16 protein-coding genes are annotated in these 22,425 nt (G+C 62.0%); 11 read left to right on the top strand and 5 right to left on the bottom strand.

The window, feature by feature from the left end; genetic code table 11:
* Window positions 1-2 precede the first annotated feature (2 nt).
* From E3O65_RS01495 to E3O65_RS01485, 3 genes are all read left to right on the top strand, one after another.
* Entirely contained in the window at window positions 3-209 is a 207-nt protein-coding gene (locus tag E3O65_RS01495; protein WP_134361992.1) for a hypothetical protein, read from the top strand.
* Window positions 210-836: 627 nt separating this feature from the next.
* Complete coding sequence (locus E3O65_RS01490; protein ID WP_134361991.1) at window positions 837-2,777, top strand: ATP-dependent nuclease; 1,941 nt, start codon at window positions 837-839, stop codon at window positions 2,775-2,777.
* A gap of 26 nt (window positions 2,778-2,803) precedes the next feature.
* Window positions 2,804-4,288, top strand: coding sequence for an ATP-dependent helicase (locus E3O65_RS01485; protein ID WP_166785613.1), 1,485 nt, complete (start codon window positions 2,804-2,806; stop codon window positions 4,286-4,288).
* A gap of 641 nt (window positions 4,289-4,929) precedes the next feature.
* Here E3O65_RS01485 and E3O65_RS01480 read toward each other — a convergent pair.
* A complete protein-coding gene (locus tag E3O65_RS01480) occupies window positions 4,930-5,304 on the bottom strand; it encodes a hypothetical protein (RefSeq protein ID WP_134361989.1) in 375 nt (124 codons plus the stop codon).
* A gap of 97 nt (window positions 5,305-5,401) precedes the next feature.
* A complete protein-coding gene (locus E3O65_RS01475) occupies window positions 5,402-7,228 on the bottom strand; it encodes an alpha/beta hydrolase family protein (RefSeq protein WP_134361988.1) in 1,827 nt (608 codons plus the stop codon).
* Between the two features lie 625 nt (window positions 7,229-7,853).
* Between E3O65_RS01475 and E3O65_RS01465 the strand changes: the two genes are divergently transcribed.
* Window positions 7,854-9,404 (top strand): hypothetical protein, encoded by a 1,551-nt coding sequence (locus E3O65_RS01465; RefSeq protein WP_134361986.1) that lies wholly within the window; start codon window positions 7,854-7,856, stop codon window positions 9,402-9,404.
* Window positions 9,405-9,626: 222 nt separating this feature from the next.
* Here E3O65_RS01465 and E3O65_RS01460 read toward each other — a convergent pair whose 3' ends face one another.
* The 3 genes from E3O65_RS01460 to E3O65_RS01450 all read right to left on the bottom strand — a co-directional run bounded on the left by E3O65_RS01460 (window position 9,627) and on the right by E3O65_RS01450 (window position 12,509).
* Window positions 9,627-10,340: a DUF6994 family protein gene (locus E3O65_RS01460; protein ID WP_241985818.1), complete on the bottom strand. Its 714-nt coding sequence runs from the start codon at window positions 10,338-10,340 to the stop codon at window positions 9,627-9,629.
* A 238-nt stretch (window positions 10,341-10,578) separates the two neighbouring features.
* The gene (locus E3O65_RS01455) at window positions 10,579-11,520 is read right to left on the bottom strand and encodes an aldose 1-epimerase family protein (RefSeq protein WP_338419160.1); all 942 of its coding nucleotides are present in this window, start codon (window positions 11,518-11,520) and stop codon (window positions 10,579-10,581) included.
* 50 nt (window positions 11,521-11,570) lie between these two features.
* Complete coding sequence (locus E3O65_RS01450; protein WP_198411714.1) at window positions 11,571-12,509, bottom strand: NAD(P)-dependent oxidoreductase; 939 nt, start codon at window positions 12,507-12,509, stop codon at window positions 11,571-11,573.
* A 280-nt stretch (window positions 12,510-12,789) separates the two neighbouring features.
* On the opposite strand from E3O65_RS01450, the gene E3O65_RS01445 reads away from it, so the two are divergent.
* The 7 genes from E3O65_RS01445 (at window position 12,790) to E3O65_RS01415 (ending at window position 21,876) form a co-directional block, all read left to right on the top strand.
* Window positions 12,790-13,617, top strand: coding sequence for a DeoR/GlpR family DNA-binding transcription regulator (locus E3O65_RS01445; protein WP_134361985.1), 828 nt, complete (start codon window positions 12,790-12,792; stop codon window positions 13,615-13,617).
* A gap of 404 nt (window positions 13,618-14,021) precedes the next feature.
* On the top strand, window positions 14,022-14,966 hold the full coding sequence (locus E3O65_RS01440; protein ID WP_134361984.1) for a carbohydrate kinase family protein: 945 nt from the start codon (window positions 14,022-14,024) through the stop codon (window positions 14,964-14,966).
* 45 nt (window positions 14,967-15,011) lie between these two features.
* Window positions 15,012-15,911 carry an aldolase gene (locus E3O65_RS01435; protein WP_134361983.1) on the top strand — a complete coding sequence of 300 codons (900 nt, stop codon included), beginning with the start codon at window positions 15,012-15,014 and terminating at the stop codon, window positions 15,909-15,911.
* Window positions 15,911-17,215 carry an AGE family epimerase/isomerase gene (locus tag E3O65_RS01430; protein ID WP_338419159.1) on the top strand — a complete coding sequence of 435 codons (1,305 nt, stop codon included), beginning with the start codon at window positions 15,911-15,913 and terminating at the stop codon, window positions 17,213-17,215. Before E3O65_RS01435 ends, E3O65_RS01430 begins: the two co-directional genes overlap by 1 nt.
* A gap of 96 nt (window positions 17,216-17,311) precedes the next feature.
* The gene (locus E3O65_RS01425; RefSeq protein WP_134361982.1) at window positions 17,312-18,775 is read left to right on the top strand and encodes a glycoside-pentoside-hexuronide (GPH):cation symporter; all 1,464 of its coding nucleotides are present in this window, start codon (window positions 17,312-17,314) and stop codon (window positions 18,773-18,775) included.
* Complete coding sequence (locus E3O65_RS01420; protein WP_134361981.1) at window positions 18,772-21,045, top strand: glycoside hydrolase family 31 protein; 2,274 nt, start codon at window positions 18,772-18,774, stop codon at window positions 21,043-21,045. Before E3O65_RS01425 ends, E3O65_RS01420 begins: the two co-directional genes overlap by 4 nt.
* A 105-nt stretch (window positions 21,046-21,150) precedes the next feature.
* A complete protein-coding gene (locus E3O65_RS01415; RefSeq protein ID WP_134361980.1) occupies window positions 21,151-21,876 on the top strand; it encodes a sulfite exporter TauE/SafE family protein in 726 nt (241 codons plus the stop codon).
* The last annotated feature ends 549 nt before the right edge of the window (window positions 21,877-22,425 follow it).

Raw genomic sequence — 22,425 nt, 5'->3', positions numbered from 1 at the left:
ACATGACGGGCTCGCACAAGATCCACCTCGAAAACAACAGTGGCTTCTACCCGTGCGGCGCGACCTCCCCGCGCCTCACCTCAGGCGACCCGAATGATGTGACGTGCCACCTCTGCCGCAAGAATGCAGAGTGGAAAAACGACCCCGAGAATCAGCGGCGTATCGCCGAGGGCAGTGCCTGGCTCGAATGGTACAACACCCCGGATTGACCACTCCTCGCTGGTCTGAGCGGATCGATCAAGCTCTCGGTGAGGCTGCGACAGCCAGCACCAAGAACGACTCCGAGGCGCTACAAGCCGCCGAAGAGCTCCTCACTAGGAAGATGAGGTCAACCATCAAGATCAAGAATCGATGACGCTCTCCAGAGGCGACACTCAGCGCGCTGATTGGCTGAGGAATCGGCGGTAGCCGGTCAGTTCCCGGTCGACCAAGGAGTGATGATGCCCGCCGGCCGGGGAGTCCACCGGGACTGTCATATGTGCTGTTATCAGGGCAGAGTCACCTAAACCTTCAGCGGTTCCGATTGGCACTCTAGGCTGCGGCGGGCTGCACGGGCGGAATTTCCGTCGTTTCATGTGCGCCTGTACCGTTCTTCACATGGCGTGTGAACAGCTTGGCCAGGTCCGCCAACGGCTCGGCATCGTCCAGATCGAGCGTCGAGCGTGCAGCGATTGGCGTGACGCGATGAATGCGCGAGTCAAAGGCAACGAATCTATCTCTAGCGGTAGCACCGCGGATTTGGCATCGCTCGTTCCCATCCGTCAGTCATGATTTCCATGCGTATTTCGGCTGGCTGAATCGGATATTGTCGAAGATAGCGCACGGGGGAGCACCACATGTATGTCAGCAAAATCTCAGTAAGTGGCTATCGGGCGAGTGCCGAGGCCAAGTTCGTTTGCGAACTCCCGGGCCGGTTCAGCGTCCTTGTCGGAGCAAACAACGCCGGCAAGACGACGCTGACCGATGCCCTGTATATGGCTCACGAGAATAGGTTCCCGACGATTGCGCCCTTCTCCGCATCGGCGCTCGGGGGAGCCGAGCGGGAAATCACCGTGGAATATTCCTTCGAGTCCGACGTGCAGGACGAGGGGCCACTCGGCATGCGGATGCAGGATCTGGCAGGCAAGCCGATGCCTGGAAAGCAAGCGGGAGCATGGAGCTACGCTCTCTCGAGGCGTCTTGGATCTGTTCAAAGGACACAACTCGTCCAACACGACCTCAAGCACGATGCTCACCTACTTTATCTGCCTGCTTGGCGCGCGCCTGTGGACGAGCTCGCCAGACGCGAGTCACGGATCCTTGTTGAGTTGCTTCGTGCACAGCAGCAACGTCTTCACGGAAGCAAAGACCTTCATTCCCTCAGACAACAAGCATCGGGGTTGCTCGAAGCCCTTGCACAACACGAGCTCTTGGAATCAGTCGAAGTGAGGATCAAGGAACAGCTGTCTGCATTGACCTCAGGTGTAAGTGAACAATGGGGATTTATTCGTGGTCAAGTCATTGATGACGCCTATCTCGCGAGAGTGCTTGAGTTGATGCTCGCTGCGATGAGCGATCGTCATTCGGCGTTGCCTCTCGACGTTTCTGGCCTCGGTTACGTCAACCTGCTCCATATGTCGGTCGTTCTTGCGGCGATCCCAGATCTGACTGCGCATGGCGACCCTCTTGCAGAAGGAATCGAGGTCGATGACAGCCGTAGAGGCGTTGGGATCGTCGCATCGGCCGAAGAGGCCCGTGCGACGCTTGCCAGCGCTGCCGCCGCCAACGAGGCCGACCAGGACTCGCTCTTCCCAATGGGGCCTTTTCACGCGACTCTAGTTATTGAAGAACCTGAGGCCCACCTGCATCCGCAACTTCAGCACTCAATGGTTCGCTACCTAAGAGGAGTGGTTGCAAGACGCCCAGAACTACAGGTGATACTTTCCAGCCATGCGACTGATGTAATTACGGCCTGCAAGCCTGAGGAGATCGTCGTAGTTAGAAAGGCTTCTGATGGAACACGATATGCCCGGCCACTCGCGAACCTACCGATACGCAACCGGACTGATGTCCTGCGGATGGCTCGGCTGCATCTCGATGCCAGCAGATCGTCAGCACTCTTCGCCCAGCGCGTCGTGCTCGTCGAGGGGGTGACAGATGCCGCGATCGTGCGCGTGTTCGGAAGGGGCTGGGCTGGGGGAGACGGCCGAAAGTCAGCTTTCGTTGATGCGTTGAGCATCGTGCCCGTCGGCACCAAAGTCGGCGAGTGGCCGGTCGCGCTGTTAGCAACACGAGCCTATGAGTTGGTGGACAAGGTTGCGGTGATGCGAGATACAGATCAACCAGTCGGAGACGCGCCAAAGACGGCTTCTTGGATCAACGGCTACGACAGCGAGACCGTCAAAATGTTTCTCAGCCATCCCACCCTCGAACCTGCCATATTCGCCGGCAACGAAAAAGCGTTTGAAGTGGCGCTTTCGCGGATCACAAACGACCTACCGGACGTCCTCACGATGGACTTGATCGATCATTTGTTCAGTTCGGGACGCTCCGCCAAGAAGGATTTACCTGCTCAGCCGCCGGGGCGATTGAGAAAGAAGAAGGCACAGTTCGCGTTGGAACTGGCGCAGGTGCTTTCAGAAGCGATCGACAGCTGCAAATCGATATCGGTGCCTCTCCACATCACGCAGTTGTTCGATTTTCTCTATCCAGGAACTGATTTGCCGAACCTTGCTTCGCCCGCCGCTTCGCCCGCCGCTTCGCCCGCCGCCTCGCGCGGAGAAGCCACGCCCTCGTGACTCAAATGCGTGTTCAGACACAAAGGTTGAGTGAAGAGCAGGCTATCGCTTCCGCTTCCGGTTTGAGCAGAGTCTTCATTGAAGCTGGGCCCGGATCGGGGAAGACAGTTGTGGCGGTGCAGCTATTCGGCGTCCAACGTCTCGCCGACCCGACGGACAGCAGATCTGTTGTCGCACTCAGCTTCACCCGTTCAGCTACCTCCGAACTCCGCTCTCGCATTACGAGGGCCTGGGGGCCACGCGCATCGCGTTCGCCACATCGTGTTTGCACCATCGACGCTTTTCTCAACGAGATAGTTTGCGTATTGCTAGCTTCTGGTGAAATTGGCTGGCCAAAAGGGCGCATAGAGCTCGACGTCATCGATGATTGGAAAACAGTTGCGGACATGCAGTATGGCCTCAGCGGAGCTCGATTAACAATGCAAGATGGGGTTATAGGGATCGAGCGGTCCTGGTCCTCGGAGCGCAAGAATCGCATTCAACTCACTCAATTCCGGGAAAAGATTGAGTCAGGTATTTGCTCGCACGATGACGTGCGCCGAGTCCTGTCACTGTACTTGCAGGAGGCTGAAGGCAGGCGCAAGCTAGGCGTTTGGCTACGCAATAACTTTCGCTGTGTTGTTGTCGATGAAGTTTTTGATGCGAACCAACTCGACATCGATCTTCTTCGGATCGCAGTAGAAGCCAACATAGAGGTATCTGTCATCGGTGATCCCTGGCAAGCGCTCTACGGTTTTCGGGGTGCGCGACCAGATCTCATCGGGGACCTCGTCAAAGGAGAAAAGTTCGAGCGAATCGTACTTACCCGTTCTTACCGATTCGAGACTGACACGCAACTTGCACTTGCAAACGAGCTACGGGCCGGCAATCCGGTTGAGCTTGTGAGCGGCACCCCAATGCAGTGCGACGTCGTGCTCGCGCACAAGTGGGAAACCTTGTGGTCGTCGTCATCTGCGATCTTGCCGATGGCAATCAAGAGCGGATCCTCGCCACAATGGGCGATTGCCAGCATCATCTTGCACGCGGTAGTGCAGGCACACTTCGGAATCCCAGGGCACCACTACAAAGAGGCTTTCAGGTTGGTCGGAATCGAGGGCATCGTCCAGATCAATGCGGCAACGGCGCGTCTGGAACCCGCCGTTGGGCACTTAACGCTCTTCGACGAAGCAACTGCACTTCGAGAATCGTGGGATCATGCTGTGGGGATCATCCGGGAGTTGTCCGGAGTAGTGGTACTCGGGCAGCGAGCACCGAGTCGCCTGAAGCCTCTACGTGCGCGTCTATTGGAGCCGGGTCAGCTGGTAATCGGAATGACTGTTCATCAGTCCAAGGGTCGTGAATGGGACAATGTTGGGGTCGTATTTACTGAATCCGAACTTCAGCACGTGTCCAAGGGACTCTCCGTCAATTCTGAGCCCGATCGGGTTTGCTACGTCGCACTCACACGGGCACGAGAGTCAACATTTCTTCTGAATGAGGTCCAACCGCTGACTGGATCGATTGTCTCTTGACATTGCTGGAAACTGCGATCAGCCGCTCTTCTGAAGCCATAGCAAAAAAAGGGCCTTCCCCTGCCCTGCGCCCGCATTGTCAGACTCATGTCTCTCCGGCTGCCACATCTGGGCACTGCGGTGATCGGCGACCGGGAGGCTCTAACGTTGATCGGGCAACTCAATTCGGTGGTTGCGAACGTGACCGAACTAGTCCGGCGGCGTACTGCCGTGGCCGAAATAGGGCGACGAGGTCTCGCTCAGGCTGAGGACGAGGACTAACTCGACACGCTCGCCGTGGCTCTCTGATCGACTGGGACTCGTCCGATACCCGAGCTCGGCTGCACCGGTTGGCACCCGCCCCTTGTCGTGGGTCACTACCTCGGGCGGGTCCTACAAGATAACCGCAGCCATGATCGTTCGAGGATCCCGCAAGTGCCGCGCTGCGGCTGCTAGTCGACGCACCCAGCACACTAGTTCCGATCACATCAAGAGAAACCAGTCGAAGTCTTGGCGACTATTCCACGGCCCGGCTAGCGGTTTTCGGCCACGCTGACATAACCGCACCTATCGGTCACAGGCAGGTCTGACCAGCGCCGAAAGGCCCTAACCGGGTGCACCCGTGAAGCGGGACGAGTGCCCATCGGTCAGCGGCGTTGATCCTAGGTTCCGGGAACGCCCATGACGCCGCAATTCGGGCAGATCACGCGCTTTGGGAACAGAGTGAACCCGGAGATCGTGAAGCCGATGGGCGCGTTGCATTGAACGCATGACGATTCGCCCGACCTGCTTTCTTCCACGCCGTCCGGATCCATTGCGCCGAACGCGGCGGCGATCACTTGCAGAGCGAGAACGCGATCGTCGTCGAGTTTCGCGGCAGCCCGCCCGATAGCTTCGGCCGAGAATATCTGTGTCACGGTGTAGTCAAGTGAGCTCTCAACGGCCCCTCGAATCTTGATCTCGTTGGTGGCCTCTTGCATCCGCTTATCGACAATGTAGTTGACGTGGCGGTTGATGCTATCGCTGATTGAGGTCAATATGTCGTTGCTCTTTCGCTGTAGGGGGAGGGGGCGAGGCCGGGGTTTCGAGGCGTTCTGCGCAATCGAAACGATCGGTGCGATGGTCGCGATCGGTCTAATCCGTCTGGTCGAGAGCCCCGGGGGTGATGCCCGGCTCGAGACCGTTGTCCCTCAGATACTTCAGCGCGCGCTCGATGGTCTGGATCTTCCGCTTCAGTTCTTTGAGTACCAGTGACGATTCGTCCGAGAACTCATCGAGCCGCTCATATTCACGCCTGACCTCAATCTCGGTTTCGGCAAGGACTCTCCAGGCAGCCGGATCCTGCTCGAGGTCATGACGTTGACGCAGAATTGCCGCCGCCAGCTGGCGTTCGACAACCGCTTCGAGGGTTGCCGCGGTGGTTCCGGCGCTCGCCAGACCGAATGCGAGGCCGCTGCCACCCGCAGTGAGGAGGGTGCCAGCAGTCAGGAGGCCCCCCATCATCCCGCCCGGCCCGAAGGCCGCCAGCGCGCTGGTGATCGCTGCGGCTCCGGCGAGACCGGCGCCAGCCGCGAGCGCCAGGCCGCCGGTCGCCAGGACGATCAGCGCCGCGCTGGCACCCAGTGCACCCCACTTCATCCAGTTCACGCCGCCGCCGCTCAGTGCCTCTTGCGCACGTTTGGCGGCGGCGAAGACATCGGCGCCGTACTGGCTTCCCAGTCCCATCTCGGCGGTGAGATCCTTCATGGCATCCTGCCACTTGTCTTTCGAGATCGAAATATCGAAGGGCCGGATGACGTTCTCTGCTGCGAGGATCGTCAATAGGACGACGGCCTCGTCCTTTGGGAGATGGCTGCACGGGAGCGGGAAGGGCACAGTCGCGTGCGGATCGGACAGGTCGAAGGCGAGGCGTGCAACCGCCGATGGCATCCCTCTGTGATCTCTGTCCGCGCCGTCGTTTCGTCGTCTGATGTCGTCGACGACGGCTGCTTGCACGTGTCGAAGGGCGCCGGCGAAACGATCCTGTTGGTCGCCTTCCAATCTCGTCTTGAGGAGGTGGGCGTACCGCAGTGCGACAAGAGCCATACGTTCTATGGCGTCCACGGGGATGTCGAGACCCTTGTCGATGCACGCGAGCTCCTTCGACCTGGACCCAAACAGCGCGAAGCCAATGGCCGTCGCCACTGCCTCATTGGAGAGGTATTCCGCCGCGGCGTGGGCCTGAATACCCACCTTCTTCGTGTTAATCCGAAAATCGACCATCCACGGGAAAACGGAGGACACACCACGGTGGGCGGCCACGAGATCAGGCGCATTCCAGAAGTTCACCCACCAGGCCAGGTTCGTCGGCGGTTCTTTGAGCGTCTCCCGCAACTTGTCCACATCGAAACTTCCGTTCGCCAACGGGCTCCCAATGGTCACCATGCCGGCAAGCTCGAGCCCAACCGGCAAGCGCCGCACGAGGTCGGCGGCGATCACGGAGCCGAGGCTATGGCCTACGATCACAAGCCTCCCCGACTCGGGCAGTTTCGTGAGGATACGGTGCAGGACTTGCGCGCGAATCTCAGGATTCTTGAGGTAGTTGTGCGCTTGCTTCAATAACGGCAAGCCAGCGCGGCCCAGCCCCACGCCCACGCCAATATAAGCATCTCCACCTACGTAACCGTTGCCGCCATCGTGACGTCCGAGTCGGAACTCCACGGCGCCCATACGGCGTTCGAAGTCCCGGCGGTTCTTCTTGACCGCATCGCGGGGAGGCGGCTTGATCGTCTCACCCGGTAGCGGGATTTTGTCGTCCCAGTCCTTCAATGCGTGCGCGTACTTGGGGGCGATCACTCGTACTGTGTCCAGATCGGGGTACCCCAGGCGGGTCAGGGCCTCGGTGAAACGGATCTTCCAGTTGTCGTCCTTGTCGCCGTCCCCGACTCCATGCAGGAAAAGCAAGATCGGTTCGTTCGACAAAGGAGCCCCCATTTCGCGCCGCCTCTGGGGAATTCAGACTGAATACCCAGGGCTTCTGGTTAAGGATATCGAGTCCACTCGGAACTCCTTGCGGCCCTGAAATCTCCTCCCCAAGAGACAGGGGAGTGCTCGATACCGCGATCTGGGCGTACAAGCGCCCGCCGGGACGTCCCGTGCGCAAGGCCTAGATCGGGAGGATCGCCGGGGCTGGGCTGGGCTGCGCCGCTTGGCGGCAGCAGCGACCCCTGCGCGGTTTTCTCTCCTCGGGCCACTACCCTGAATGACAGCGGCACGCTGCTGGCTGCTGGCTATACAGACCGGGGGGCTGTTCTGATGGGACTGATGAGAGCGGCTTCTGACGCCATCGGTGGTGTGCTCGGTGACCAATGGAAGGACTTCTCCACGGCGCCTGAAAGCGATCGACGAGCTGATCGCGACCGATCTGGCCGCGCGCACTCCTTCGGCGAGCTAGCCGAGACTGGTTCGGTCGACGGTCACACGCAGACCGGAATCCAAGCGTGAGTCCACCCGACGTGCCGGCCCAGGGGAGGTCGCATCGCGGGAGCCCGTCACCAAAGCTGCGAGGAGCCGCCGCTGGTCCCGGGGGGCACTCGCTGGCGCATTGGTGGTAGTCCTCATTGTCACTGGCGTTGGCTACGTCGCCGGCCAGGCGGACTCCGACGACGACGGGTTGTCGAATCGGGTCGAGGTATTCGGCTGGGGCACGCTCGGCGGCAGCACGTTCACCACGGATCCTAATGCGGCCGATACGGACGGCGACGGACTCACTGACGGAGACGAGGCCGGTCAGGTGGTCTCAGACCCCGACGAGAGCACGCTCTATGCGGGAATTTCAAACCCCACCAAGGTCGACTCCGACGACGACGATCTCGACGACAAGCACGAGACGAGCGGCTGGCTGAGCACGAGGGGCGCGGTCTACCGAACCGATCCGATGGATCCCGACACTGACGACGACGGACTCACCGACGGGGACGAAGCGGGCCCGGCGGTCTCTGACCGCGACACGGGCATCGAGTTCACAGCCTTCTCGAGCCCGCTGATGCCCGATACTGACGGGGACGGCATGTCCGACGCCGCTGAAGCCGATCTCTCCCTCGACGCGTTCGATCGCGACAGCGACGGCGATGAGATCGAGGACGGCCGCGAGGTCGAGCATTTCGGCACCGCTCCGGATGTCGCGGACACCGACGGCGACGGCTTCGACGACGGGTACGAGGTCGAGAATCAGGAGAGCCAGGGACTCGACCCATTATGGGCCGATGTGAAGGTCGAGCCATCGACCTATGCGCGGGACTTCGCGCAAGGGGCGGTGTTCGGCGAGATCAGGCCGGGTGATTCTCTCGCCTGGTTTGCCGGCAATCTTGCCTCCGGAAGCTCCAGCGTCATTCCCGGAGTCGGCACGGTGGTCGGCGGGGTTGCCGACCTACGCGATGCCGTCGGGTCGAGCATCCACGCCGACTGGGTCGGCGCGGGTTTCAGCGTCGTCGGCTTAGTACCGGTCGCTGGCGACGCGGTCGCTATCCCCGCCAAGGCCTCGAAGTTCGTCCTCCGTCACCCCGAGCTTGCCCCCGCTGTCGGTGCTGCCATCGTGGCGCTCAAGTGGGTTCCGGACGATATCAAGGTGGCGACCCTCACGCAGACCACGAAGAGCTGGCCGGGCCTCCAGGCCTCCGGCTTCAGCGAGAAGTCGCTTCTGCGACTTCAGAAAGGGAGGGTCGGCCTCGATAGTCTCGCGGAGGCCATGAAGCGGCCCGGTCACGTCAAAGCCGGTGGCGGCGCTCGGTTCTTCGCCACGCCTAAGAAGGCAGAAGCATACCTGGCCAGGACGCATGGAGTAAAGGATCGCGGTGAGTACACGCAGGTCGGACGTTCCACGAAAGACTGCATTGAGGTCTGCAATGCCGTTGTTCGGCGGTTCGATGTCGTGGTTGACGACGTTGCTCACGAGTCAAAATTGGGTCGTGTCAATCTGAGCCCGTCGATCGAGCGCCAGATCAGGTCGGATGCTTACCTGGTGCAGAAGGGCGATATCAAAGGTGCTCACTGGGACTTCTTCGCCAGTTCCGTCTCGAACACGATGGGACCGAGCGCGCCGGTGCTCGATCTCCTTGACGAGATGGGTATCCCGTACACGATCCATGTCCCCGCATAGGAGGCGCGCGATGCGTGCCTCACCGACCTCGTTACGATGACCCGGGCCGCACGGCCGAGTACCTTGCCAAGGTTTCCCGACGACCGGCCATGGTCGCTCGACCAGTTTGGTCGACCAACGACGGCGAACCGACGTTCTCACCTAGCTCGCTCGATCCGGTGGCCCGATCGTACGCTGCCTGGTTCAGACCTAAGCGCGCTGAAGCTAGGACGAAGGAATTGCTCAATGGGTCTGGGCGGCAATCCGGCCATTGCGTGCCGCGACAAATTCAAGGCTTAGCCGCCGATGTGACCGATATTCTTCGAGCGTCTGGGGTATCGCCGGTGTGGTGAAGTCGGCGAAGGCGGTGAGGAATCGAACGTTCTGAAAGTCGTCCGTGACGAGGTCGTGAAGTAGGAAATAATCCACATAACCCGCGAAGTCCCCGAACAGCGCAAAGAAGTCGCCGTAGCGGGAGAGCGTTTCACCGAGCGGGCTGTGCTCGCCGAGATAGTGCCGACGTATGCACTCGAGGGTTAGATCAAGGCGGTCTGAGATCTTCGGGTGAGTCCCTCGACGCTGATTGATCGTCTGCATACCCTCGATCCGGTTGCCCGGAAACAGCATCATCCCCCCAATCGTGTAACCCTGGCGGCTGAAGGCTTCTCGTTCGCCCTCGGGAATCTGCTCAATCACCGATGCAGCCCGGCGCACGCTCCGAAAGGTCCGGATGGCGGCGTCGCTGGTAAGGAAGAAAATCCCGAGATCTGAGCTGTGATAAAGATAGGCGCCCGGCCTGTTGGCGCTGAGATCGAATCGAGCCCCGTTCGGCAGAACCTTGCTCCATAGCAGCCGGTGATACTCCCGAAGGGTAGGGCTGTGACTGTCCGGGTCCTTCCCTTTGGGAGTATCCGATCGCATGTCGAAGGTGACGTCTAGGTCCAAAGGCTTGCCCACGTTCCCGACTCTAGCGTTCTGGGAGCCGCGAGTACCCAAGGCAAGCGCCCTGGGCCAAGTGCAGGGCGCGGCCGCCGAGGCCCTGGATGTCGGCGCGACAGTCGACCGGCTACTCCACCGCGCCAACGTTGGCCAGACCTCGGCCACTCGATGCGCCTCACCCAGGCCCTCGCCGGGAAGGGCGTCACCGCGATGAACTAGAACGAGCAGGACCACCCCTATGAGTGGCCTCGCCTAGCTAGTCGATTGCTCGAATTGTCCAGGATGCGCGTGTGGATTCTGCCGGCTTAAGGACATTCAGGTTCACTCCGGAGTTGAAGGCATCCGGGGGGCAGGTCATTGGTTCGACGGCTAGTCCAATCCTGTCAATTGAGGGTATGGGTTTGTCGGCCGTATGAACCTGCACCCAGGGGCATTCACTGCCCCAGCTCAGTGCCACTCCACTGCCCGCGTTCGTCGTCACTCGTACTGTCGCTGTGTCCTCCTCGTCCTGGTGGAGGCCTGTGAAGGCGTGGTCTAAGAATGTGGCATCGATAGCCCGTGGCGTTCGGAAGTCAAAGGCTGCAAGATCGACGGCATCGACGTCGCGGAGGCGCAGTGGAATGAGCCGGTCTGGAGTCACTGTCAGTATTTGCCGGGCTGGGAGTTCGAGCGTCCAGTCGTTGACGCGGCCCTCGCCTGCGACTAGGTAGGGGTGCGCGGCAACTCCAAAAGGAGCGGCATTCGGGCCGGTATTCACTACCGTCACTGTCGTTTGAAGGCCGGCGGTGTCAAGCGCAAACTCCACCTCCATCGTCACCTGGTGGGGGTACCCAAGTTGCGCCTCGACGGTTGACTCCAGGACGAGCCGATCGGACGTCTGCCTGACCACATCGAAGTTCAGCCAGGCCACGAGCCCATGGATCGCATGTCCCCTCAGCGGCTCGGTGATGCTGAGCTGTTGCTCGACGCCACCGAATGTGTACTTTCCATCCACGATTCGGTTCGGCCACGGTGCCAGGATAGCGCCACGAAAGAAAGGTCGCACCTCGTCGGCATCGAACGGCACGATGAGGTTTCGTCCGTGATATTTAAGCGATCGAAGGCTCGCGCCGATGCTCGCGATCGAGGCGGTGTAGCCGTGAGCCTCGAGAACGAATTGGGTCCCTGATAGCGGCCTGAGCGACATGGAGTTTGGCATCGGAGCAACCCCCATCAGCCGAGTGTCACCAACGTCATGACTCAGTACACCTAGCTCGCGGCGCGGTTTCCGCGGGCCACCCGCTGTGGGTCGAGTGGCTCAATGATTGCGGCGGCATCCAGTGAACCGTGGCCGGAGGCACTTGCAGATGTGAATGCGGTCAGGGAGGCCGCGGCCATGGGGGTTGGGACGTGCCACTCGGCGGCGGCGTTCACCGAGAGTCGCAAGTCCTTGGCAGCCATGTCGACTGCGAACCTTGGGGCGAGGTCGTCCTCGACCATCCAATCAAGGCGCAGGTCTGCCTGAACAGACCAGCCCCCGGTCGTGCGAAGTGCTTCCGTGAACATGTCAGCGGGGATCCCTGCACGTCGGGCGAGGACATACCCTTCGGCGAGGACCGCGAGGTTGCTCATCCCGACAAGGTTGGAAACGAGCTTGAAGATCGTGGCTCCTTCGACGGACCCCATGTCGTAGACATTGTTCGATAGCACCTTCAGCAGCGGAGAAAGGCGCTCGATGTCCTCGGGAGCACCGCCAACGAAGGCGGGAATCTCGCCCTTCTCGGCATGGGCCGGCGTCTTGCCCACCGTGCAGGCAACGAACGACGCGGACGTGGTGGATGCGATCATGTCGCTGATCCGACGAGAAGTCGTGGGGTCGATCGTTGAAAGATCGACCGCAATGGAACCGGCGGTGAGATTCGGGGCCTGCTCAACCCAGAACTTCTCCACCAGTTCGGGCGTTGGTAGCGATGTAAACACCACAGCGGACCCGGTGACAGCATCCGTGGCGGAGAGCGCCGCGACGGCACCGGCCGCGCAGGCACGGTCAATCGCTGGGCCGGACAGGTCGAACACGCGCATGGCCCATCCAGCCGTGGCGAGGTTCCGGGCGATTGCTCCACCCATGGCTCCCAGGCCCACGAACCCGATGCTGTCCTTGGGAACGATGGGGCTCATCGAAGTGGGCAATTGAATCTGACTGGGCATCCTTGCTCCTCCATAAAAGCAACGCGAATACTGGGCTGCCACAAGATGCGGCACCGAGGTGCGCTGCCTGTTCGACTATAGCCCCTGGTTGGGATATGACGCACAACATTGTGTTGTTTATCTACCAAATAATCCATGGTGGGTGCGATGGGAATCAATATAAATATCAGGTGACCCTTTGCCACTGCGGGCCAGCTGGAGCTCTAGTTTGTGAGAAGATTGTGACATTCTTCCGGTTTTGATTTAAAGTTGTTAGTCCGATCGAAAGGAAGTTTGTGCGATGAGTGCTCAACCCATGCGCTACACGGGGGCACCCGAGCGCCGTGCGGCAATCGTTGAAGTCCTTCGCGCGACTGGTTTCGCCTCAATTTCAGTTCTGTCACAACGCCTCAGCGTCTCGGAGATGACCGTGCGGCGTGACGTCCGGCGACTCCAAGAGGACGGTGAAGCGGTTGCAGTGCATGGCGGCGTTCGACTCCGACTTGCTGAAACGGATGACGATCCCAATGCTCCGGGATACAACGGGCGAGAGAGTGCCAGGAATGCAGCCAAACGGACGGTTGGCCGATCCGCGGCTGCGTGCGTGCTACCCGATGATGTGATTGCCATTGATGCCGGCACGACGACGATCGAACTCGCGCGAGCTCTCTCCTCAGATTTCCATGGCACGGTCATCAGCCACTCGCTCCCAGTAATCAACCGCCTCCTCGAACAGCCCGCCGTGACCGTGATCGCGCTGGGTGGTGACTTGCACCGCGCAAGCCGCGCCCTCGTCGGTTCGTCAACCGTCGAAATGGCGCACCGCTACCGTGTCCGGACTTTCTACCTAGCTGCCGCAGCAGTCGACGAGCGTGGCGTGTATGCCTCCGCAGACGTTGAAAGGCTCGTCAAATTGGAACTCATGGATATCGCCGACCGTGTGGTGCTCTTGATCGACCACGGCAAGTTCTCGGCTCGCGGGCCGGTCTTTCTCTGCGACTGGGGCAGGCTGTCCGCTGTGGTGACGGATCGTCAACCGCCCGCCGGTATTGCTGAGCGGCTCCAAGCTGACGGCATCGAGATCGTTCTGCCCAATGAGTCAGAGCGCACTAACGCGGCGGCATTCTGAATCGACGCTTCGCCACTGAAAGTCCCCATTTGATCGACGGGTTCTCGGTCCCCTCCGCGCAGGAATGCCCTGTCTCGCGCCTGAAGTGTGCACTTTTTGCGCTGACTTCCGGTCGAAAGCCTTGTCCAACGATCAGAAACGCACGAATGTAACATTCTTCACAAATTCGTGCTCCAGTGATTTGGCCCGCCACGGGGCCTTATTCAGGGAAAAACGCCGCAAATGTATGCCCTGGCGGAGTGCAGCGCGCCTGCTTCTGTCCCGCAAGTCGCGAGCTTGTTGTGAAACCAACAGATCTTTGTGTTTGTATTCGCACAAACTGGGGTAGAGTCAACAACTGGCGCAGCGAGTCACCCAGAATCAGTGGCGGCCCGGTCCTCGCGCTACTTTTGGGAGGAGCAAGGATGCCCAGTCTGTTTCAGGTCGTCTGCGTCGGAGTCGTGACCATCGACGCCCTGGCGCTCGTGGACCGATACCCGGCCGCGGACGAACGCGTTGTCGGTGACCAGATCGCCATTGTGGGGGGCGGGCCGGCAGCTAACGCCGCCGTTGTGCTCGCACGCCAAGGCATTTCGGTGGCTTTTGTCGGCCGCGTGGGTGCCGACCCAGGGGGTGAGCAGGCGGTGCGGCTGCTCGAAATGGAGGGCGTCGACGTCTCAGGTGTCCTGCGCGATCCAGGCGCTTCGACCCAAACGTCGTGTGTCGTGGTTGCAAAAGAATCCAAGACGCGTGCGATTTCCACTCTGACGGTTCCGCCACTGCCGTCCCTCGCCGATATGGGCTCCAGGGCGGTTGAGCTCATCACGGCGGCCGAGTGGGTTCATGTCGATCACCTCGGGTTCGGCCCCGTTGCCGAACTGTTCGGCACGATGAGCCCCCCGAGTCGTCCACGCCTCGCGGTCGATGCCGGCAACCCGATTGCAGGGCTGGATATTTCCCTGCTTGACCTCTACGTCCCCACAGCCGCGTCGCTGGCTGCGCAGTATGGCCAGCTGGAAACTGCCGAGGGCGTCGAAAAGGCCGCCGGTCTTGCGCTCGGTGAGGGTGCCCGGGCGGTCGTTGCGACCAGCGGTTCCGATGGATCGACGGCCTGGTGGTCGGCAGAATTCGCGAGAGGCACCAACCCGGGACGGGTGCACGTGCCGGCATCGGGCGGAATCGAGATCATGTCCACCCTGGGTGCCGGTGACGTGTTCCACGGCGCCTTGCTCTCTGCCATCTGCCGTGGCTTGGACTGGCCGCAGGCACTTCGGCAGGCCAACGATACGGCTGCTCTGTCTTGCCGCGCCCTTGATGGGCGTAGCGCTGTTCCTACCCTGGACGAACTGTTCCGGCTCTCGGCCGGATAGCACGTCCACGGCCCGCCAACTCAAACCAACATAGGAGACCACAAAATGACCCTCTCACCCACCCTCACGACTGCAGCTTGCACGCTGCAGGACATTGCACGTCCCTCAGGTGGATTCGCAATGCTCGCCGTTGACCAGCGGGAGGCTCTGCGGAATATGTTCGCAGCCGCCGGCGCCGCAACACCGGTCAGCGACCAGACCCTCACCGATTTCAAGGTGAAGGCAACCCAGATCATCAGCCCGTACGCATCCGGTGTGCTGGTCGACCGACAGTTCTCGTACGATGCCGTCCTCGCCGCCCACGCGGTCGACCCGTCTTGTGGGCTCATCGTCGCCGCAGATGACTTCCTACCCGGCAACGGAATCCCCGTCGACAGTGTGCAGATCGACCGCGCCATCGACCCCGCAGCCCTCCGTGAGGCTGGGGTGAAGGCGCTCAAACTGCTCGTCCTGTGGCGCTCCGACGAGCCGGTCGAGCAGCGGGTAGCGATGGTCGCCGAATTCGGTGCGATGTGCCGTGGCGCCGGCCTGGTGAGCATCATCGAGCCGGTCGTGCGTCCTCCCCGCCGCGGCGCAGAATTCGACAAGGAAGCCGCGATCCTCGCGGCCGCAACCGAGCTGGGCGACACCGGAGCAGACCTGTACAAGGGGGAGATGCCCTACGGAGCACAGGCCGACGACAAGACGCTCTTCGACGCATGCCGACGCCTCGACGGTCAGATGAACATGCCGTGGGTCATCCTCTCTTCGGGAGTCGACGCGGACATCTTCGGGAAGGCCGTGCGGATAGCCGTCTCGGCCGGCGCCTCGGGGTTCCTGTCCGGCCGCGCCGTCTGGGCATCCGTCGTGGGGGCAACGGACCCGGCGACGATGCTCCGGGATGTCTCGGTGCCGCGTCTCAAGCGACTCGGCGAGATCGTCGACGAAGCCCTGGCGGCCCGCTGATGACTCCCACAGAGCAGATCACCACGCAGATCACCCAGGAAGACCTGATGTCAGCACAGATGAGTTGGATCGGAATGCCAGCACACACCCGCTGGCTCGAAACCGAACTGGACCGGATCCTCGAATTCGGTCGCAACGGCAAGGTGTCCAACGGTTTCGGTTGGATCAGCAACACCGGCGGCATCCGTGAGGAGATGGGCACGCACCTGTGGATCACCGCCCGGATGGTGCACGTCTACGCGGCCGCGGCGGTGATGGGACGGCCAGGGGCACGAAGCCTGGCCGCCCACGGCATCGAGTGCCTGACCAACGGCATCCTTCGCGACCGCAAGAACGGCGGCTGGTTCGCATCCGTCGCCAACGAGGGCGACGAGGTCATCGACCGCAAGAAGGAGGCCTACGCCCACATGTTCGTCGCGCTGGGCGCGGCCAGCGCGACCGCCGCCGGCATCCCCGGCGCGCCGGAGCTGCTCGAGCTGGCCATCGACGTCGTCAACACCCATTTCTGGTCCGACTCCGAGAACATGTGCCTGGACAACTGGGACGAGACATTCACCCACTGCGACGACTACCGCGGCGGCAACGCCAATATGCACGCCGTCGAAGCGTTCCTGATCCTCCATGACGTGACCCACGACGACGTGTGGCTGGACCGCTCGATTTCCATTGCCTCACTGCTCATCCACAAGGTCGCCCGGGGCAACCACTACCGGGTCAACGAGCACTTCGACCAGCAGTGGAACCCGATGCTCGACTACAACAAGGACGCGCCCGGCGACCGGTTCCGCGCATTCGGCGGCACGCCGGGCCACTGGGTCGAATGGGGCCGGCTCCTGGTTCAGCTGCGCGCCACGATGCTGGCCGAGGGCAAGACCCCGCCATCCTGGCTCGTCGAGGACGCTGAGGGCCTGTTCAACGGCGCCGTCCGTGACGCCTGGTCCACCGACGGCGCTCCCGGCTTCGTCTACTCCGTCGACTGGGAGGGCAACCCGGTGATCCGTTCCCGGATCCGGTGGGTCATCGTCGAAGCGATCGGGTCGGCCTACGCGCTCTACCAGGTGACCGGCGACGCCAAGTACTCCGACTACTACCAGGAGTTCTGGGACTACTGCCGCGACTACCTCCTCGACTACGAGACCGGCTCCTGGTGGCAGGAGCTGAACGAGAACAACGAGGTCTCCAGCCTGGTCTGGAACGGCAAGCAAGACATCTACCACCTGCTTCACTGCTTGCTGGTGCCCCGGCTGCCACTGACGCCCGGCTTGGTCCCCGCGCTGGCCGGAGGCTTGCTGGACCACATCTAGAACTGTTCATCGCGCCACCACGTGGCGCGCGCTAAACCCAACTTCGTCGCCGCCCCCACGCGGGGCCCCGGCGGTCATCAAAGAAGAGGACAAGAAATGGGCGTTTCCACACAGACAGGCCAGGTCGCTAGCGCGGGCCTGCGGCCGGTCCTTACCCTGAGGGAGAAACTCGGCTACGGCTCCGGGGACCTCGGATTCAACTTCCTGTTTGATATGGGGCAGTTGTACCTGCTGAAGTTTTTCACCGACGCGCTCGGGATCAACCCCGCCATCGCGGGCACCATCTTTCTTGTTGCCAAGATCTGGGACGCCTTCGCCGATGTCGCGGTGGGCACCTGGGTGGACAACCGCACCAAGTTGGGCAAGCGCGGCAAATACCGCTCGTTCATCTTCTACGCGACCATCCCACTGGCCCTGCTGCTGATCGCGTCGTTCCAGGTTCCTGATTTCTCGCTGACCGGGCGCACTGTGTGGGCCTTCCTGATCTACATCCTGTTCGGCACCGTCTACTCGATCGCGAACATCCCCTACGGCGCTCTGGTACCGGCGATGACCCGGAACCTGCAGGAACGTTCCGTTCTGTCCTCGCTGCGTCAGGGCGGTGGCACGCTCGGCCTGCTCATCTCGACGGTGGTGTTCTGGCCGATCGTAAACGCTTTCGACGACCAGGCCCAGGGCTACACCGTGGCCGTCACAGTGTTCGCCATCGCCGGGACCGTGATGATCTACGTGATGTACCACAACGTCCAGGAACGGTTCATCAGCAGCCCCCATGGCGTGCAGAACACCGCACCCCGGGTGCCGCTGTCCAAGCAGTACCGCATGCTGTTCGCGAACCGGCCGTTGATGGGCCTGTGTCTTGCCAACCTGGCCATCTTCTCCGCATTCAACGTGCGTATCGCGGTGCAGGTGTACTTCACCGAGTACAACCTGGGCAATACCTGGGCGCTCTCTTTCATCGGCCTCTTCGCGATCGCGTGGGTATTCCCCGGGGTCGCAGTGACCCCCTGGCTGACCCGGCGCATTGGCAAGCGCCAGACCTACATCCTCGGGTGTGCCATCTGGTTCGTGGCCGATTTCCTCGCCTTCTTCGTGGTGCATGACACGCTGTCGCTGGTGATCTTGTCGAGCTTCACCTTCTTCGGCAGCGCGCTGCCCAACAGCCTGAACTGGGCGATGGTGTCCGACACCGTCGAATACGGGGAGTTGAAGTCCGGTATCCGCAGTGAAGCCCTCACATACTCCGCGTTCACTTGGTTCCGCAAGCTGTCCCAGGCAATCGCCGGTTTCGTTCCGGGTGTGGTGCTGGCCTTGGTCGCCTACGCCCCCAACGTGGCGCAGCAGTCCGAACAGGCCCTGTTCGGCATCCGAGCACTGATGTTCCTCTACCCGATGGTCATGGCTGTTTTCGCCATCGTTGCCATCTGGTTCGTCTACAAACTGTCCGACGAACGTTGTGTGGAAATCCAACAGGAATTGCACGTTCGACACACCCAGCAGGAAGCCGGCGATGACACCGGATCCGCTGATCTGACTGGAACCCTGGTGACTGAGAAATGATCGACACCCAGACCGAACCCTTCATCCTCAAGTACATTGACAAGGTCACGGAGACCGACCACGGCGTCGACTTCCTGGTGACCGGTGTGGCGGCGAAGGCCCTCCCCGGTATCCCCGGATGGATGACCGGCGAATCTCCGGAGCAGCAGGGCATTGAGACGACGATGCCGAACTTGCCCCAGGACTTGCAGCTCCCGGGCCTGGACCAGGTCGAGTACCGGTGCCGGGTCTCGGCTCTCGGGCCGCAGACGGTGCGGGTGGCGATGGCTCCGGCCGAGCACCAGATGTGGCGCGAACCCGACGTGTGGCCGGGCATCATGGTGACCGCCACCAACGGCGTGCAGGACACGGAGTTGCGGGACACGGGCGACGCGCTGGAGATTCGCCTCGCCGGCTGTACCCTGCGGATCGGCAAGTCGCCGCTCACCCTGACCCTCTCCCGCGATGGTGTCCAACTGCTCCGCACCGGGGAACGGCTCCGCCAGGTGGCCGGCTTCCCCATGGCTCCGCCGGTGATCGTGCAGGATGGCAGCATCAACCTCAACCTCGAGATGGGCGTCGACGAGAAGATCTTCGGTTTCGGCGAGCAGTTCTCTCGATTCGAAAAGAGCGGGCAGGAACTCACCCTCACCGTCAATGACGCCCTCGGCACGGGCACCGGCCTGGCCTACAAGCCGGTGCCCGTGTGGCACTCCACGGCCGGCTATTCCGCTTTCGTCAACACAGGCGCGACCCTCACCGCCGACGTCGGCCACCGCCGTCCCAGCGTGCTGGGGATCACCCTGGACGATGCCGGCCTCGACATGATCCTGTTCGCCGCACCCACCGTTGAACAGCGGCTGCGTGACTACACGGCGTTGACCGGCCGGGCCAAACGGCCCCCGCTGTGGGCGTTCGGGTTCTGGATGGGACGGTGCCGCTACCACAGCGACACCGAGATGCGGGAGGTCGGCAGTACCATTCGGCAACACCAGGTTCCCGGTGACGTTCTCCACCTCGACCCGGACTGGCTGATCGTTGACCGACTGAACACCGACTTCATCTGGAACAGCGACCGCTTCGGCGACCGCCGCGCCTTCGTCGAAGACCTGCGTTCGCTGGGATTCCGGCTGTCGATGTGGGAGCTGCCCTACCTCGATCCGGCGTCGCCGATTTTCCAAGAAGCCGAAGATGGCGGTCACCTGCTGCGGATGCCCGACGGTCGACTCGCCGAACTCGAGGGCACTCCAACCCCCGACGGGCGGATGCGGGCACTGTTCGACGTCACCAACCCGGCTACCGCACAGTGGATCATGGACAAGCAAGAGCCATTCTTCGACGACGGTGTCGCCGTCATCAAGACCGACTTCGGCGAAGGCTGCCCCGCCGGGGCGGCCGCCGCCGATGGGACGCCCGGCAACTACATCCACAACCTCTACCCGTTGCGCTACAACGGCCTGTTCTCCGACATCATCGGCAAGCTCACCGGGCGCACCCCACTGGTGTGGGGGCGCAGCGGATGGGCCGGCTCCCACCGGTATCCGGGCCAATGGGGCGGCGACGCCGAGTCCACCGTGGTGGGAATGCAGGCAACACTGCGGGGCGGCCTCTCGTACGCGACGTGCGCGCCGGGCTACTGGAGCCATGACATCGGCGGCTTCTACGGCCCCGAGCTCACGCCGGGATTGTACATCCGCTGGACCCAATTCGGAGCTCTCTCCCCGCTGATGCGGGCGCACGGCCTCAGGCCGCGCGAACCCTGGGAGTTCGGGCCGGACGCCCTGCGCGTCTGCCGCGACTGGATCCGGCTGCGCTATTCCCTGCTGCCCTACCTGTGGCAGGTGGGCGGCGAGGTTGAGACCGACGGGCTCCCCTTCATCCGTCCGCTCTGCCTGCAATACCCCGAGGACCAGGTAGCGCTGTCCATCGACGACGAGTACCTGCTCGGAGGCGACATCCTGGTCGCACCGGTGATGGACGACGGAATGCAGCCGGTGACCCGGTCCATCTACCTGCCGGCCGGGACCTGGTACGACTTCTTCACCGACGAGCGCTTCGAGGGCCCGACTTTCATCCAGCGTCTGGTATCGATCGAGGAGATGCCGGTCTTCGTGCGCTCAGGCGGCGTCGTGCCACGCGTCGAAGTGACCCCGGAAACCCGCAACGCCGACGATCTGCGCAGCCAGCCGTGGATCGTGCACGTGTGGGGTGACGTGGCACAGGAGGCAATCGACAGCCTCGAGGGGTTCGACGGCCCGGCACCCATCGCCGAGATCGTCCGCCATGGGTGATTCGCGCCGCCCGCGCGACCTCCCGCCTCGGCGCCAGACAGCAACCGAGGCAGGGGTCGCCCGGGCGGCGCGGGGCGGCCCCGGCCCAGCCACACAGGACGTCTGATGGATACGCTCACTCTCGTCGGTGTTGGCGTCGTCTTGTTTTTCGGTTCCTTCATTCAGCGGGTCACCGGGATGGGGTTGGCCCTGGTCGCCGCCCCCTTCCTGGTACTTCTACTGGGCAGTGTGACCGGAGTCCAAACGCTCCAGGTGGTCGGACTCGGCGTGTGTCTGGTTAGTGCGATCACGCTGTGGTCCGACGTGAACTTCCGTGTGGCGGCCCTGTTGTTGGTGACTTCCGCGATCGGGCTCGTCCCCGGGACATGGATCGCAAAGTCACTGCCGGCCAGCTGGCTCGGTATCCTCATCGGTACCGTGACTCTCGCTGCTCTGGCCGCGACGGTATTCCTGCGCAAAAGCAGGGTCTTCGTGGGAGCACGGGGCACCGGAATCGCCGGCGCCCTCTCCGGCTTCATGAACGTGACCGCAGGCGTGGGCGGGCCGCCAATCGCCATCTACGCCAACTCCACCGACTGGGAGTACAGAGAGTATCTGGCCACAGTGCAGCTCTACTTCGCCGGCCTCAACGCTCTGTCCCTGCTCGCACGTGGAGTGCCCGACCTCCCGACGGCAGGATGGGCGGTCGCGGCCGGCTCCGCGGTTGCAGGTGTCGTGATCGGAAACCTCCTCAGTTCAACCATCAACGAGTCGATCGCGAAAAAGGCCGTGCTGGCCATCGCCGGCATCGGCTCCCTGGCCACAGTGATCCAGGGAGTATCGACTCTCTAGCATGACCAACGAAAACCGTCACGATTCCCGTATGTCAACGACAGGATCGGTCCAATCACCGTGTTTGACATTTGCCCATGAGTTCCGTGATGGTCCGCGTGATGTTGGCTGCCTAATTCGGCGTGGGCGAGAGAGCCATATTCTCCGCTGCCACATCTGGATGACGTTGTCTGCGAGCTCTGTCTCGACCACAATCGGCGCCCTCTCCCGCTCCGCGGGCTGACGTGCCTGGACTTTCCCGGCCACGTCGAGCAGGTCGCACTTAGTGAGATTCGTGCCTCGCGATGGGTCCGATCCGAGTTCGTGGTCCAGCGCTGGCATTCCTGGAGGAAAAGAATGAGGGCTGTGGAGGAAATGGGGCTTTACCCTCACCGACGATCCGCTGCCTGCTAGCTTTCGCGAACGGCCCACCAAATGTCCCGGAAACTCAAGGGCGAATTCAAACGGTGGAAGCAACAGGGACTATTTCCTTCCTCGAGACTAGCTCGCTGAGCAGGTCGGCTGGGGTGCTTCGTTTGAGGGTTTTGCGTGGCCGCTCGTTGAGTTCAG

The sequence above is a fragment of the Cryobacterium breve genome, from assembly GCF_004402375.1.
GTDB lineage: Bacteria > Actinomycetota > Actinomycetes > Actinomycetales > Microbacteriaceae > Cryobacterium > Cryobacterium breve.
The sequence above is the reverse complement of the archived record's forward strand: the minus strand, read 5'-3'. Positions and strand labels throughout refer to the sequence as shown.